A 14,723-nucleotide genomic window follows, 5' to 3' on the forward strand; every position below is an offset into this window, starting at 1 on the left:
ACGCCGCCGGAGGCGTCCCGCGCGCGACCTACACTCGAGGAGCGGCTCGTCGGCCACCGTGCGAACGGACGATCGCGACGGACGGACTCGTGGTCGGGAGGAGAGGCACGGACATGGCCAGGGCTCGTCATGCCTCGCAGACGCCGTCCTCCGAGGTGATGCGACCCCTCGTGGGAATCGACGAGGCGCGTCTCCGGGTCGCCCTGCACGCCTTCGTGACCTGGTCGACCGCCAGCAGCTCCCGGGAGCGGTTGATGCGCGAGAGCGGGTTCCCCCTCCACGACGACCTGCCGGCGTTCCTCCTGGTGAATCAGCTCATCTATCGCGGGGCGGTCCGCCCCTCGGACGTCGCGGACGCGATCCAGACGGGGACCTCCAACATCAGCAAGATCGTGCGGCGCCTCGAGGACGCCGACCTGGTGACGAGGATGGCGGATCCGAAGGACGACCGCGCCACCGTCATCGTCCTGACCGAGCACGGGCGGACTGTCGCCGCACGGATCAGCGCGACCATCGACCGCACCAGCATGCCGGCCGCCGACGGTTGGACCGCTGAGGAGTTCGAGAGTCTCGAGCGCCTCATGCTGAAGCTCGTCCTGTCACTGGACTCCCTCCCGGGCGCCCCGCTCTCGACCGTCTCGGGAGTGGATCTGCGTCGCCTGTCCGGCCCGTGACGGCGTCCCGTCGTCCGATCAGGCGCGGCCGGTCCCGCGCTCACGGCCCGGGATGCACCATCGCCCGCGTCAGCAGCCTCTGGATCTCCAGGAGGTTCTGGCCCGTCAGGCGCCGCACCGAATCCTCGAGCAGCGCCGCGACGTCGAACTCCCGGTCCGACTGCCAGAGCTGCCCCAGACCGTCCCAGATCGCAATGATCTGACGCGCGGTCATCACCGGATCCAGTCCGTCCAGGATGAGCCCCGCCTCCTGCGAGTGACGGATCAACTGCGCGAACAGAGCGACCTGGCGCGCGGCTCGCTCCTTGAAGTACTCCGTGGCGGGATGCGCACTGTCGCCGGACTGGCCTCGAAGCATCAGGAAGAGCCTGAAGCGGGGGTTCTCGAAGTCCATCCCGGGGACCCGTGCGATCGCCCCGATGTCGAGCACCGCGTCGTCCGCATAGGCGTCGGCACGCTCGGCCTCCTCGTCGTCGGCGAGAGCGAGGGCGGCGACCAGGAGGTGATCCCGGGACGGGAAGTGGTAGAGGATCGTCGTCTCGTTGATGCCGGAGCGCTGGGAGACCAGCGCCGTCGTGACACCCTCGTGGCCGACGGCGTCGACGAGCTCCAGCACCACTCTCGCGATCGTCTCGCGACGTCTCCTCGTCGGGGCGTACGGGCCACGTTTCGTCGGGGACGTGGTGCTCATGGTCACACTCTACTTTCGCGCTGAAGACGACCCGACCGTGATCGATCGGAGGTGCGGTCGCCGGCCTCGGCGGGCGCGGGGCCCGGACATCGGAGCGAGGCGATGTCCGGGCTCCCGTCTCAAGCGTCGACGATCACCCGCGCGCGAGCGATGTTCTCCACCCGTCCGAAGCGGTCCGAGGGGTCGCCGTCGGTCTGCGCCGTCACCCGGACGGCCAGGAAGCGCGTGCCGGGCGCGTCGAAGGTCACGGAGTACTCGGTCGCGACGCGGGATCCCGGCTCGAGGGCGAGCGCAGCGCCGAGGACCTCCTCGCCGTCCGCGGTCGTCGTCACCTCGCGGAGCTCGACGACGACACCGCCGTCCGCCGCCTCCGCCTCCACTCGGACCGAGACCGGCTCCCCCACCTTCACGTGCGCGCTCTCCGCGTCGTTCACCGAGAGGGCGACCGTGGGCTGGACACCGTGGCGCTCCTCGACGCTCGCCGGCACGAGGACCTGCCCGTCGACCACCTCGTAGGCCGTCGTCGGTGCCGGCTCGACGCCTCGCTCGACCCAGGCCGCGAGCTGGCGCAGCGCCGTCTCGAGCGCGCCCACGTAGGCGATGCTGCGGGCGGGGAACTCCTGGGGTCCGTCGTCGCCGTGCAGCGCGTTGTCGATGTACCAGAGGCGGAACTGCCCGGTCTCGTCGCCCAGGTGCTCGAGCACCTTCCGGCGGTACCAGTCGGCCTGCCAGGCGAAGGCCTCTCGGTCGAGCAGGGTCGAGACGACGATCATCTTCCCCGCGATCCGACCGGTCTGCACGCTGCCCGACGCCCCGCGGCTGAGCAGCGGTCCCAGGAGCACCGGCCGCTGCGGCAGTGCGGGCTCCCCCTTCTCGTCGCGGAACTGGTCCCAGACCGGGAAGTCCGGGCCGGGCACCTGGTGTCGGTGATAGGTCTGCACGGCCAGGAAGCTCGAGGTGTCGACGGTCACCTCGTCTCCGACGGAGAGACCGGCGAGCACGTCGCCCTGTCCGGGCTCGATCTCGATCACGCCGTTCTCGATCGCGGTGATCTGCACCGTCCGTCCCGCCGACGTCCCGGAGAGGATGTCGAGCTGCCCTCCGAGCAGCCACCCGGTCGGGGTCTCCGCGAGGCGGACGCCGGTGATGTGGTGGGCGTTTCCGGCCGAGTGCAGGAACGACTCGTCCACGCTTCCGGCGACCAGGTCGCCGTCCTCGTTCTCGGCCGATCCGAGGAGCTCGACGATCGTGCTCGTGTGCTGGATGCGGTCCCGGTGCACCGACGATCCCGGATCGGCGCCGAGGTAGCCGTCCTTCGTCCAGAAGTCCTCGGAGTAGGTCGGATCCGCCGCCATGACCCCGGGGTAGAGGACCCGGAACCCGTGCATCCCCATGGTCTTCCAGCCGAACCACGAACGCGGCGGGAACCCCATCCTCGTCACCTCCGCGAAGGCGTCCGCCTCCTCCTCGCTGAGGTCGAGTGCCGCCGGATCCCCGCCGACGTCGTAGGCGTCGACGATCTGCGGCAGCTTGTCGCGCAGGAGGCGCATCGCGTGCATGCGCACGGTGAAGACGTTCGGGATCGCCACCGAGCTCCCGATGACGTGCGGGGCGAAGCCGTCCCACACCCCCTCCGTGTTCTCGGCCGCCCCGATGCTGCGGTAGCCGCCACCGCTGCCTCCGTAGAGGTAGCCGTAGACGCGGTGATCGCCGAAGAGCCGCTGCGCGACTCGGCGCGAGAAGTCGGCGGACGCCGCATTGGCCCGGTAGGCGCCGATCGAAGGATCCGCGCTGGCGGGGTCGTAGAGCTGACCGCCTCCGCCGTTCGTCTCGACGAAGTACGCCCCGCTGGCGATCGCGAACGCGATCTTGTTGTGCTCGCCGTCGTCGAGCGGTGCGAGATCCTCGCTCTGCGGGAACGGTGTCACGTGCTGGAAGAAGCGGCCTTCGTAGCCGGACTGCTCGGGGAAGTAGAAGGAGAAGAGGGTCTGCGTCCCGGCGAACCCGCCGTGGACGTACCGGTGGCGGACCGGACCGTCACGCCATTCGTCGATGTCGAGGAACGGCGAGAGGAACAGGTCGTCCTCGGTCTCGAACGGCCACGAGCCGAGGAGGCTCCCGGTGACGGTCTCTGCGGGTGAGGTGCTGGTCATGGTTCGTGCCTTTCTGGATGCTCGGGAGGGAGGTCGAGTGCGCTCACTTGCCGCGGCGCCGACGGCGACCGAAGGGAGAGCCGCTCTCCTCTCGGACGACGCGCACGGCCTCAGTACCCGAGATGGTGGTGGCGGCGGCGGGTGACAGCGGCACGTCGCCGGCGATCGTGCCTTCCTTCGCCGTTGCCCGGCGGGCGACGACCTCGGCGCTGATGACCTTCATCTCCTTCTCGAGACGGTGGTAGTAGAGCGCGACGAGACCGACGAGCACCGCGAAGATCGCGGGGATCCAGCTGTTCAGCGCGATGATGCCGTCCAGCGCAGCGGCGGACTGCGTCTCCGCGGACCCGTCGTATCCGGCGACGGTGAGGACGATGCCGAGGACGCCTGCGGAGAGCGCCGCTCCGACGGTACCGGCGAACGAGAACAGGGCGCCGCCCACGCTCTCCAGCCGCCGGTGGCCCTTGTACTCGTTGTAGGTCGAGTTGTCGATGATCAGCACGGGAGCGAGGAAGTTGAACGGCAGCGACGCGAGAGCGGTGAGCACGGACGAGACCATGATCAGCGCGATGTTGCCACCCGCGACCATCATCACCAGGAATCCCCCAGCCCCGATGAAGCTGGAGACGGCGATCATCCGCGAGACGGAGAACTTCCGGATCAGGACGGGGAAGAAGACCATCAGCGGGAGCAGCGCGACGAAGGAGATCGCGACGATGCCCTGCAGTCCGAGATTGCCGACGATGTAGCGGAAGTAGTAGGCGCCCGCTCCGAGGCCTGCGTAGATGCCGACGAGGAGTGCGATGAGCGAGATCACCCAGATGTAGGGGTTGGTGCGCAGGACGAGCAGGATGTCGCTCATGCGGAGTCGCTCTGTGGCGATCTCGGCCGCGTCCGGGGACTCGCGGAACGCCCAGAACCGGATGAGCCCGATGATGGTGAACGGGACGGCGAGGGCGAGTGCGACGAGGGCCCACATGCCCGGGTCCTTCCCGGCCGCCTGGACCGCGAGCGGCACGCCGATGGTGATGAAGATCGCCACGACCACGGTGACGAGGCCGCTCTTGGCGGCCAGATCGCTGTAGTGCTCCCTCTTCGGGAAGACCCGCGCCGTGTAGAGCGGGCTGTTCGCGTTGTAGAGCGGCATGAAGAGCGCGGTGAGCAGCGTGTAGGAGCTGAACAGCCAGACGTATTTGACGACGTCGCCCGCGTCTCCGGGGACGGAGAACATGAAGGCCGTCGTCGCCCAGCAGGCGATGATCAGCAGGTCGAACGGCCGAGCCTTCCCGAACCGGGTGTCCGGGGCCCGGTCGATGAGATAGCCCGCGAGCAGGGCGCCGATCGCGTCGATGACCTTCGCGAGGACGAGAAGACCGCCGACGACGGCGGGGTTGAGCGCGAGGGTGTCCGTCGCGTAGATCGTGAAGTACCCGGTGAGCACGATCAGGGCGTTCATGGTGAAGGAGTGCGTGGACCAGGGGATCACCTTCTTGAAGGGGACCCGGTCCTTGAGCTTCTCGGCCTTCTCGGCAGCGCGATCAGCCCTCGAGGGCTTCTCCACTGTGATCGCTTCGTTCGACTCCATCGTCATTCCACTTCCCGCTCGTCACCGCGTCCAAGGCGGAGCTCTGTGGGAGCCTCCGCGTCCCTCAACTTTGAGGACAGGACAACTTTAGAAGCTGTGGAGACGCTTTATCAAGAGCTGGAACAGCATTTTGCCCTCAATACTGAGTGCATCCGCGCTTTGTCCCGCGCTCACCGAGTCGGCTCCTCAGGAGAGAGGAGACCGCGGCCCTCTCGGGCCGCGGTCTCGACTCCCGGCGCCGGCGACGGGGATGCGGCGCCGGTCTCGTCCCGCTCGAGGCGGGTGGTCAGGGAGCTCCCGGACCGCTCAGACCGGGAGGGGGCCGAACGTCCGCGGCGGTGTCATCGCAACGGCTCACCGTGCATCGAGAGTGGATGCCGGACGGCACGGGCGGCCGCGATGACGGCCTCGACGACCAGCTCGACCGGGTAGGCGCCGTTGATGCGTCGCAGCAGCCCCCGCTCCTCGTACGCCTGGGCGATCGGAGGGGTGAGCTCGTGATAGCGCGCGAGCCGCTCGCGGACGACCTCGGGACGATCGTCCTCACGGTCCTCCGCCCGGTTCGTCAGGCGTGCGAGCAGAGTGCTCTCCTCGACGTGGAGGAGGATCACGGCCTCGATCTCCCGGTCCTCCTCGTCGAGCAGCTCGTCGAGAGCGGCCACCTGCTCCATCGTGCGGGGATATCCGTCGAGGACGAACCCGTCGGCGGCGTCGTCGCGCTGCAGGCGCCCGCGCAGCATGGCGGTGGTGAGCGAGTCGTCCACGTAGCGGCCGCTGTGCAGCGCGTCGGCGACCTGGAGGCCGAGCGCGGTCCCGCGGCCGACCTCGTCGCGGAACAGCCCACCGGTGGTGATGTGGGGGACGCCGAGCACCGCGGAGAGGAGAGCTCCCTGCGTGCCCTTGCCCGCGCCGGGCGGGCCCATGATGACTGTTCGGCTCATGCGAGGCTGCTCCAGGTCTCCACGACGGTGTCGGGGTTGAGTGAGAGGGACGAGATGCCCCGATCGAAGAGGTATCGAGCGAGTTCGGGATGGTCGCTGGGCGCCTGCCCGCAGATGCCGACGTAGCGTCCGCGCGCACGGCAGGCGTCGATCGCGAGGTCGATCAGCTTCAGAACGGCGGGGTTGCGCTCGTCGAAGCTCTCGGCGACGAGTGCGGAGTCCCGGTCGATGCCGAGGGTGAGCTGGGTGAGGTCGTTCGATCCGATGGAGAATCCGTCGACGTGATCGAGGAACTCATCGGCGAGCAGCGCGTTCGAGGGCACCTCGCACATCATGATCAGCTCGAGCCCGTTCTCGCCCCGGCGCAGGCCGTTCTCGGCGAGCTTCTCGACGACCGCACGCGCCTCCTCGACGGTGCGCACGAACGGGATCATGACTCTGATGTTGCGCAGCCCCATCTCCTCGCGGACGTACCGGATCGCCTCGCACTCGAGCGCGAAGGCTGCGGAGAACTCCTTCGAGAGGTACCGGGCGGCACCGCGGAACCCGATCATCGGGTTCTCCTCGACCGGCTCGTAGCGGCTGCCGCCGAGCAGACCGGCGTACTCGTTGGACTTGAAGTCCGAGAGGCGGACGATGACGGGCTTGGGGTCGAAGGCTGCGGCGAGCGTGGCGACCCCCTCGGCGAGCCGGCGCACGTAGAAGTCGGCGGGGCTGTCGTAGGCCGCGATCCGCTCCTCGATCGCCACCCGGACGTCGTGCGGCTGGTCCTCGATCTCGAGCAGGGCGCACGGGTGGACGCCGATCTGCCGCGAGATGACGAACTCCATGCGCGCGAGGCCCACGCCGTCGTTTGGCAGCGCCGAGAGCGCGAAGGCCGACTCCGGGTTCCCGATGTTCAGCATGATCTTGCCGGGGAGAGCGGGCAGGGAGTCGAGCTCGATCCGCTCGATCCGCACCTCCTGGATCCCGGCGAGCACGACGCCGGTCTCGCCCTCCGCGCAGGACGCCGTCACCTCCAGGCCGTCGGTGAGGAGCTCGGTCGCGTTCCCGGTGCCGACGACGGCGGGAACGCCGAGTTCGCGGGCGATGATCGCGGCATGGCACGTCCGGCCGCCGCGGTTCGTCACGATCGCCGAGGCGCGCTTCATGATCGGCTCCCAGTCCGGGTCCGTCATGTCGGCGACGAGGACCTCTCCCGCCTGGAAGTCGGCCATCTGGCCGGGCGAGGTCAGCACGCGGACCGCGCCCGAGCCGATGCGCTGCCCGATCGCGCGGCCCTCGAGGAGGAGGCTCCCGGTGCTCTCGAGCCGGTGACGCTCGATGGTGCCGACCGCGCGGCGCGACACGACCGTCTCGGGGCGCGCCTGCAGGATGTAGAGCTTCCCGTCGAGAGCGTCCTTGCCCCACTCGATATCCATCGGGCGCCCGTAGTGGCACTCGATCGCGAGGGCGGACCGGGCCAGCTCGGTCACCTCGGCGTCGGTGAGCGAGAAGCGCCGGCGATCGGCGGGGTCGGTGTCGACGAAGGCGGTCGTGCGGCCGACGGCGGTGTCCTCCGTGAAGACCATCCTGATCGCCTTCGAGCCGACGCGGCGCGACAGGACCGCTGGGCGACCACGTCGCAGGGAGTCCTTGTGCACGGTGAACTCATCAGGGTCGACCGCGCCCTGCACGACGCCCTCACCCAGGCCGTACGCGCTGGTGATGAAGACCGCGCCGTCGTGGCCCGACTCCGTGTCGAGGGTGAACACGACTCCGGAGGCGGCCTGGTCGGAGCGGACCATCCGCTGCACCCCGACGGAGACGGCGATCTCGGTCTCGCTGAAGCCCTGGTGCACGCGGTAGGCGATGGCCCGGTCGGTGAAGAGCGAGGCGAAGACCCGGCGGGTCGCGTCGAGGACGTGGTCGATCCCGCGGATGTTGAGGAACGTCTCCTGCTGACCGGCGAACGACGCGTCCGGCAGATCCTCGGCGGTCGCGCTGGAGCGCACGGCGAAGCTGGCCCCGCGCGAGCCCGCCTCGAGGTCGAGGTACGCCCCTCGGATCGCCTCGGTCAGCTCGGCGTCCAGCGGGACGGCCACGATCCGCTCGCGGATGCGTGCCCCGGTCTCCGCGAGGGCGGTGACGTCCTCGACGTCGAGGCCGACGAGCTTCTCCGCGATCCAGTCCGCGAGGCCGGACGAGGCGAAGTGCCGGCGGAACGCGGAGGCGGTGGTGGCGAACCCGCCCGGCACCCGGACCCCGGCCGCGCTCAGCGTCGCGATCAGCTCACCGAGGGACGCGTTCTTGCCGCCCACCTCGGGCAGGTCGCTCAGCCGCACGGCGGTGAACGGGAGGACAGTGCGGTGCGTGACCTCGAGGTCGTGAAGCAGCGTCATCAGCGGAGCCCTTTCCGTTTGGTGGAACGTCGGTCAGACTGATGGTGGTCCACGACTCCCGCGAGCGGGCCACCCGGCTGACGTCAAGAACGGCGGATCTTGCGCGATCGTCAAGCGGGACCTCACCTCCCGTCGAGCAGTGGCGATCCGATCGGACCGCCCGTCTCCTCCTCCCCGGGAGCGCCGTCCGTCCACGGATCGCGCTCCTCCCGACCGAATCGAGCAAAGGAGCGCCTCTCGTGCCTCGCAACCGACCTCTCGCGGAGGACGCCCATCACGCTCTGGTGCTCGGCGCGAGACTCCGCCACTACCGGACCACTGCGAGGATGACGCTCGACGACCTCGCGGCCGAGCTCGGCACGAGCGCCAGCCGGATCTCCCTGATCGAGAACGGGCACCGGGAGCCGCGCCCGTCCGAGCTCCCCGCGTTCGCGCGTGCGCTCGGGGTGTCCGTCGAGGACCTGATCCGGCTCGAAGCTCCGGACGACCGCTCAGGCCTCGAGCTGGAGCTGCGGCGATTCCAGGACTCGCCCGCGTTCTCCGGCCTCGGCCTGCCCGCGGTGAAGACCGGGCGCGGGATGCCGGACGACGTGCTCGTGGTCCTCGTGGGCCTGCACCGCGAGCTCGAGCGCCGAGCGAGGACGGCGTCGGCGACTCCTGAGGAGGCGCGGCTGCGGAACACGCAGCAGCGCGCGATGATGCGCGCCAGGAACAACCACCTCCCCGAGATCGAGCGCCTGGCCGAGGAGCGTCTCCGTGCGGTCGGGCACGTCGCGGGCGCGCTGACGCACCGCGAGGTGCACCTGATGGTCGAGCAGCTCGGCCTCGAGGTCGTCTACGTGGACGACCTGCCGCGCTCCACCCGCAGCATCACGGACGTGGCGAACGGACGCATCTACCTCCCCGCCGCCTCGATCCCGGGTGGGCACGGACTGCGGTCGATCGCTCTCCAAGCCGTGGCCCACCAGCTGCTCGGGCACACCCCGCCCGAGTCCTACGCCGACTTCCTGCACCAGCGGCTCGAGATCAACTACTTCGCCGCCGCCTGCCTCATGCCGCAGCGTCAGTCGGTCGAGTTCCTGGCGAACCGGAGGAAGGCGCGCGATCTGGCCGTCGAGGACTTCCGCGACGCGTTCGGAGTGACGCACGAGGCCGCGGCCCTGCGGATGACGAACCTGATGACCGAGCACTTCGGCATCCACGTCCACTTCCTCCGGGTCGGAGCGGACGGCGAGGTGCTGAAGGCGTACGAGAACGACGACCTCCCGCTGCCCGTCGACGTCACGGGGGCGGTGGAAGGGCAGATCGTGTGCCGCAGGTGGGCAGCCCGGCGTGCTGCGGAGCGCGCGCACCGCACGACGGAGTACCGGCAGTACACCGACACCCCGGCGGGCACCTACTGGGCGTCGGTGCAGACGGGCCAGTCGACCCAGGGGCCGTTCGCGATCACCTTCGGCGTCCCGTTCGACGACGCCCGATGGTTCCGGGGGCGGGAGACCACGCACCGGCAGACGTCCACCTGCCCCGACCCGTCGTGCTGCCGGCGTCCGCCGAGCGACCTGGAGGCGCGATGGGCGGGCAAGGCCTGGCCGAGCGCGCGACTGCACGCGCAGATCCTCGCCTCGCTGCCTGCCGGGCGGTTCCCGGGTGTGGACGAGGCCGAGATCTACAGCTACCTCGAGCGGCACGCCCGCTCGTGACGCGGGGAGGCGCCCGGCGCCCTCCCGGTCAGGAACAGGTCACGTCGTCGAGCACCTGGAGGACGTGACGGTACGGCTCGCCGGTCGCGCGCGTCATGCCGAGCTCGCAGGTTCGATTCACGGAGGCGTGGACGGCGGTGTCCGCGCGCCGCACCTCCTCCGCCTCCGGACCCGTCGCCGACGCCGTGAGCTCGGGGTGCAGCATGCCGCGGTCGCCCGCGAAGGCGCAGCAGCCCCAGTCCTCGGGGATCAGCACGTCGTCCGCGACGGCCGCCGCCACCCGGGAGAGCGCTCCGTCGATTCCGAGCCTCTTCGAGGAGCACGTGGGGTGCAGGGCGAGGGAGGAGACCTTCGACGCCTCCGGCAGTCGGGGCATTACCGTCTCGTCGACGAACGCGACCGCGTCGACGACCCGGATCCCGAGCTCGCCGGCGCTCTCGAGGAGGACGTGGAGACCCTCGGTGCAGGACGACGCGTCGCAGACGACCGGCAGGACACCGCCCAGGGTCGCCCGGAGCAGCGAGGAGAGCACCCGATCCTTCATGACCGCGTAGCCCTCGGTCAGCCCCTTCGACTTCCACGGGGTCCCGCAGCAGAGCGAGGGGAGGTCGTCGGGGGTCGAGATCGCGACGCCGGCGCGCTCGCAGAGCCGGACGAAGGACTCGCCCACGCCGCCGCCTCCCTCCGCGCCGAACATGGTCGTCGTGCAGCTCGAGAAGTACACGGCGACGGGCTCGACAGCGGCGAGCACGGGCCGACGGCGACCGCCGCCCGGCAGCTCGCTCGAGTACTGCGGCACGACGTCGTGGCCGATCACCGCGCGGGCGGCCGTGGTCGCGAGCGCGGGCAGGACCGACGGCACCTTCTTGGCGATCGAGAGCGCGATCCCTCCGCTGCGACTGACCACGTCCCAGTTCTTCGCCACGGCCTTCCAGCCCCCCTGGCTGAGGGCGTCGGCGCTCTCGGCGCGGAGCCGCCGGGTGAGATCGCCGGTGTTGATCAGCACCGGACACGCGGTCTGGCACATCCCGTCGACCGCGCAGGTCTCCACCGCGTCGTACTCGTACTCCTGCTCGAGCGTCCGGAGCAGGACGGTGTCGCCCGCCTCCCTCGCCCGGGCGATCTCGCGCCGCAGCACGATCCGCTCCCGCGGAGTGGTGGTGATGTCCTTGCTCGGGCAGACCGGCTCGCAGTACCCGCACTCGACGCAGCGGTCGACCTCCTCCTCGACCGTCGGAGTGGTCTTGAGGTCGCGGACGTGCGCGTCCGGGTCCTCGTTCAGCAGGACTCCGGGATTCAGGAGACCGTCGGGGTCGGCGAGCGCTTTCAGCTCGAGCATCACCTCGTAGAGCTCGTCGCCGTACTGACGACGGACGAACGGAGCCATGATCCGGCCTGTTCCGTGCTCGGCCTTCAGGGTTCCGCCCTGCGCGAGGACGAGGGTGACCATCTCCTCGGTGAAGGCCTCGTAGCGACGGAGCGACGCCGGGTCGTCGAAGCGCTCGTTGAGCATGAAGTGGATGTTGCCGTCCTTGGCGTGACCGAAGATCACGCTGTCCTCGTAGCCGAAACGGTCGAAGAGCCGGGTGAGCTCGGTGCAGGTGCCGTACAGCTTCTCGACGGGCACCGCGATGTCCTCGAGGAGCGCGGTCGTCCCCGACGGCCGGGCTCCGGCGACCAGGGTGTAGAGCCCCTTCCGGATGTGCCACAGCTGCGCCCGGCGGACGGGATCGGTGCTGAGGACCGCCTCGCCGGCGAGCGGCAGGGTCGCGAAGACCTCCACCGCCTGCGCCAGGCGGACGGCGAGCGAGTCCGCGGAGTCCTCCTGGTACTCGACCAGCAGCGCGGCGTGGTCGACGACGCGCAGGGCGAGCAGGTCGGCGGTCGCCTCCGGATCGCGCTGGGCGACGCGGAGGCTGGTCGCGTCGAGCAGCTCGACCGTCGCGAAGCCCGCCGCGACGAGCGCGGGGAGGGAGCCGGTCGCAGCCGCGAGATCCGGGAACACGAGCAGGCCGGTGGCGACGGAGGAGTGGACGGGCACCGTCCGGAAGACCGCCTCGGCGACGAAGGCGAGAGTGCCCTCGCTCCCGATCACGAGGTGCGCGAGGAGGTCGACGGCGCTGTCGTGGTCGAGGAACGAGTTGAGACCGTAGCCCATCGTGTTCTTGATCGAGTACAGCGCGGTGATCGTGTCCACGGAGGCGGGATCCGCGCGGACCCGGTCGCGGAGCGCCAGGAGGCCTGCCGCCAGCGCCGGCTCCACCCGGTGGAGCTGCGCGTCGGCGTCCGCGTCCGCGGTGTCCACGATCGTCCCGCTGGGCAGGACGAGGACCGCGGAGTGGAGGGTGCGGTAGGTGTTGTCGGTGGTGCCGCAGGCCATTCCGCTGGAGTTGTTGGCGACGACCCCGCCGATGGTGCACGCGATCTCGCTCGCCGGGTCGGGGCCGAGCTTGCGCTTGTAGCGCGCGAGCCGGGTGTTGACAGCGCGCACGGTCGCTCCGGGGCCCGTGCGCACCAGAGCGCCGTTCTCGAGGACCTCGATGGCGCGGAAGTGTCGGCGGGTGTCGAGGAGGATTCCTGAGGAGCCGGCCTGTCCGCTGAGGCTCGTGCCTCCGGAGCGGAAGGTCACGGGGACGCCGCGGCGGCGGCCGGCGGCCAGCACGTCCGCCACCTGGCGGGCAGAGGAGGGGGTCACGACCGCCTGCGGGGTCAGCTGGTAGTGCGAGGCGTCGTGGGCGGAGGCGAGTCGGTCGGTCGCGCGGACGGCGACTCCTCCGGGCGCGGCGGCCTCGAGCTCGGCGACCAGCGCGTCGGGGACCGGCGCGAGAGTCGCCGAGCGGTCAGTGCGACTCACGGGACACCTCCGACCCGCGGGAGCCCCTGAGGAAGTCGAGATCGGCCCCCGTGTCGGCCTGCAGGACGTGGTCGATGTAGAGGCGCTCCCACCCGCTGCGCGGATTCGCGTACGCCTGCACGGTCTTCTCGTCGGGGATCCGCGCGGCGAGCTCCTCCGCGGGCACCTCGAGCTCGAGGCGACCGGCGCGGACGTCGAGGAGGATGCTGTCCCCGGTGCGCACGAGTGCCAACGGCCCGCCTGCGGCGGCTTCCGGGGTGACGTGGAGGACGACGGTGCCGTAGGCGGTGCCGCTCATCCGGCCGTCGCAGATGCGCACCATGTCGCGGACGCCGCGCTCGAGCAGCTTCTTGGGCAGCGGCATGTTGGACACCTCGGGCATCCCGGGGTATCCCTTCGGACCGCAGCCGCGGAGCACCATGATCGAGTTCTCGTCGATGTCGAGGTCGGGGTCGTCGATGCGGGCGTGGAAGTCCTCGATGCTGTGGAAGACGACCGCCGGCCCGCGGTGCTTCAGCAGGTGAGGGGAGGCGGCGGCGGGTTTGATGATGGCGCCGCCCGGCGCGAGGCTGCCGCGCAGGACGGAGATCCCCGCGCGCGGGATCAGGGGCGCGTCCCTGGGCATGATGACGTCCGCGTCCCAGACCCGGGCGTCGTCGAGGTGGTCGACCAGGGGCCGCCCGGTGATGGTCAGCGCGTCGGGGTCGAGGAGGTCCTTCACCTGGCGGAGCACGGCGAGGAACCCGCCCGCCCGGTGGAAGTCGTCCATGAGATAGCGTCCGGCCGGCTGCAGGTTCACCAGCAGCGGCACGTCCGCACCGATGCGGTCGAAGTCGTCGATGGTGAGGTCGATGCCGAGCCTGCCTGCGATCGCGAGCAGGTGGACCACCGCGTTCGTCGATCCGCCGATCGCCGCAAGGGCGACGATCGCATTGTGGAAGCTGGCCTTGGTGAGGAACGTGCTCGGGCGGCGGTCCTGGCGCACGAGCTCGACGGCGAGGCGTCCGGTCTCGTGGGCGGCCTCGAGGAGCCGGCTGTCGGGAGCCGGCGTGCCGGCCAGGCCCGGGAGGATCGTCCCGAGCGCCTCCGCCACGAGCGCCATCGTCGATGCGGTGCCCATCGTGTTGCAGTGGCCCTTGCTGCGGATCATGGACGACTCGGACTTCAGGAAGTCGTTCCGCTGCAGCTCCCCGGCGCGCACCTCCTCGCTCAGCCGCCAGACGTCCGTGCCGCAGCCCAGGTCCTGGCCGCGGAACGTGCCGGTGATCATCGGGCCCCCCGGCACGACGACCGCGGGGAGATCGACGGACGCGGCCGCCATCAGGAGGGACGGGATGGTCTTGTCGCAGCCGCCGAGGAGCACGACCCCGTCGAGGGGATTCGCGCGGAGCATCTCCTCCGTCGCCATCGCCGCCATGTTCCGCCACAGCATCGCGGTCGGGCGCACCTGGGTCTCGCCGAGGGAGACGACCGGCAGATTGAGGGGGATGCCGCCGGCCTCGTACACGCCGTTCTTCACCGACTGAGCGACCTCGTCGAGATGGGAGTTGCACGGGGTCAGATCGGAGGCGGTGTTGGCGATCGCGATCTGCGGGCGACCCTCGAAGGCGCTGGCGGGGGTTCCTCGCCGCATCCACGCGCGATGGATGTAGGCGTTCCTGCCGTCGCCGCGATACCACTCGGAACTTCGGAGCTCGTGAGACGCCATTGTTTTCCAACCTTCGGAAGTACTGTTTACCAGTTC

Annotated in this window: 9 protein-coding genes; 2 read left to right on the forward strand and 7 right to left on the reverse strand. The window is 70.2% G+C overall.

The genetic code is table 11. The features are described from left to right. Positions 1-113: 113 nt before the first annotated feature. Positions 114-674, forward strand: a complete 561-nt coding sequence (locus GSU72_RS20315; RefSeq protein ID WP_159987082.1) for a winged helix DNA-binding protein — start codon at positions 114-116, stop codon at positions 672-674. Between the two features lie 40 nt (positions 675-714). On the opposite strand, the gene GSU72_RS20320 is transcribed toward GSU72_RS20315, so the two are convergent. The 5 genes from GSU72_RS20320 to ppsA form a co-directional block, all read right to left on the reverse strand. Then, the gene (locus tag GSU72_RS20320; RefSeq protein WP_159987083.1) at positions 715-1,365 is read right to left on the reverse strand and encodes a TetR family transcriptional regulator; all 651 of its coding nucleotides are present in this window, start codon (positions 1,363-1,365) and stop codon (positions 715-717) included. A gap of 119 nt (positions 1,366-1,484) precedes the next feature. Continuing rightward, on the reverse strand, positions 1,485-3,518 hold the full coding sequence (locus GSU72_RS20325) for a hypothetical protein (protein ID WP_244256156.1): 2,034 nt from the start codon (positions 3,516-3,518) through the stop codon (positions 1,485-1,487). A 43-nt stretch (positions 3,519-3,561) separates the two neighbouring features. Next, entirely contained in the window at positions 3,562-5,103 is a 1,542-nt protein-coding gene (locus GSU72_RS20330) for an MFS transporter (protein ID WP_159987084.1), read from the reverse strand. Positions 5,104-5,444: 341 nt separating this feature from the next. Further along, positions 5,445-6,044, reverse strand: a complete 600-nt coding sequence (locus GSU72_RS20335; protein ID WP_159987085.1) for an adenylate kinase — start codon at positions 6,042-6,044, stop codon at positions 5,445-5,447. Beyond that, positions 6,041-8,425, reverse strand: coding sequence for a phosphoenolpyruvate synthase (ppsA, locus tag GSU72_RS20340; RefSeq protein WP_159987086.1), 2,385 nt, complete (start codon positions 8,423-8,425; stop codon positions 6,041-6,043). Before ppsA ends, GSU72_RS20335 begins: the two co-directional genes overlap by 4 nt. A gap of 281 nt (positions 8,426-8,706) precedes the next feature. Between ppsA and GSU72_RS20345 the strand changes: the two genes are divergently transcribed. Continuing rightward, entirely contained in the window at positions 8,707-10,125 is a 1,419-nt protein-coding gene (locus GSU72_RS20345) for a helix-turn-helix domain-containing protein (protein WP_348272855.1), read from the forward strand. A gap of 28 nt (positions 10,126-10,153) precedes the next feature. Here the strand turns inward: GSU72_RS20345 and GSU72_RS20350 are convergent, their stop codons facing one another. Further along, a complete protein-coding gene (locus GSU72_RS20350) occupies positions 10,154-12,979 on the reverse strand; it encodes an FAD-binding and (Fe-S)-binding domain-containing protein (protein ID WP_159987088.1) in 2,826 nt (941 codons plus the stop codon). Further along, positions 12,966-14,687: an IlvD/Edd family dehydratase gene (locus GSU72_RS20355; RefSeq protein WP_159987089.1), complete on the reverse strand. Its 1,722-nt coding sequence runs from the start codon at positions 14,685-14,687 to the stop codon at positions 12,966-12,968. The genes GSU72_RS20350 and GSU72_RS20355 overlap by 14 nt, the downstream gene beginning before the upstream one ends. Positions 14,688-14,723: the final 36 nt, after the last annotated feature.

It is taken from the genome of Rathayibacter sp. VKM Ac-2760, assembly GCF_009834185.1.
Classification (GTDB): Bacteria; Actinomycetota; Actinomycetes; order Actinomycetales; family Microbacteriaceae; genus Rathayibacter.

Coding starts and splice junctions, on each gene's coding strand:
- GSU72_RS20315 (WP_159987082.1), top strand. CDS start 114: ATGGCCAGGGCTCGTCATGCCTCGCAGACGCCGTCCTCCGAGGTGATG.
- GSU72_RS20320 (WP_159987083.1), bottom strand. CDS start 1,365: ATGAGCACCACGTCCCCGACGAAACGTGGCCCGTACGCCCCGACGAGG.
- GSU72_RS20325 (WP_244256156.1), bottom strand. CDS start 3,518: ATGACCAGCACCTCACCCGCAGAGACCGTCACCGGGAGCCTCCTCGGC.
- GSU72_RS20330 (WP_159987084.1), bottom strand. CDS start 5,103: ATGGAGTCGAACGAAGCGATCACAGTGGAGAAGCCCTCGAGGGCTGAT.
- GSU72_RS20335 (WP_159987085.1), bottom strand. CDS start 6,044: ATGAGCCGAACAGTCATCATGGGCCCGCCCGGCGCGGGCAAGGGCACG.
- ppsA (WP_159987086.1), bottom strand. CDS start 8,425: ATGACGCTGCTTCACGACCTCGAGGTCACGCACCGCACTGTCCTCCCG.
- GSU72_RS20355 (WP_159987089.1), bottom strand. CDS start 14,687: ATGGCGTCTCACGAGCTCCGAAGTTCCGAGTGGTATCGCGGCGACGGC.